The organism is Halomonas elongata (genome assembly GCF_029081005.1).
In the GTDB taxonomy this organism is placed as follows: Bacteria; Pseudomonadota; Gammaproteobacteria; order Pseudomonadales; family Halomonadaceae; genus Halomonas; species Halomonas elongata_B.
In genome coordinates this window covers 1-373 of sequence record NZ_JAJQTQ010000134.1, presented here as the reverse complement: position 1 = coordinate 373, position 373 = coordinate 1, and the positions used below count along the sequence as shown (strand labels likewise).

Genomic DNA, 373 nt, shown 5'->3' with positions numbered 1-373 from the left:
TGCTGGGTCAGGGTCAGGTTTACGGCCTGTCCGCGCGCGGCCTGGCTATCGATACCGCGCTGCCGTCCGGCGAAGAGTTCCCGCGTTTTCGCGAGTTCTGGATCGAGCGTCCTAAAGCCACCGACAAACGTCTGACTATCTATGCGCTGCTGGACTCCCCGCGGGCAACCGGCGCTTATCGCTTTGTCATCATGCCGGGACGCGACACCGTGGTAGATGTCCAGTCCAAAGTTTACCTGCGTGACAAAGTGGGCAAACTGGGCGTGGCGCCGCTGACCAGCATGTTCCTGTTCGGTTCCAACCAGCCTACTCTGGCGCTTAACTATCGTCCGGCGCTACACGACTCCAATGGTCTGTCGATCCTGGCCGGTAA

General features: G+C 60.3%; 1 protein-coding gene. It reads left to right on the top strand.

The features are described from left to right. On the top strand, positions 1-373 hold a 373-nt coding region (locus LU493_RS19780; RefSeq protein WP_275289506.1), incomplete at both ends, for a glucan biosynthesis protein.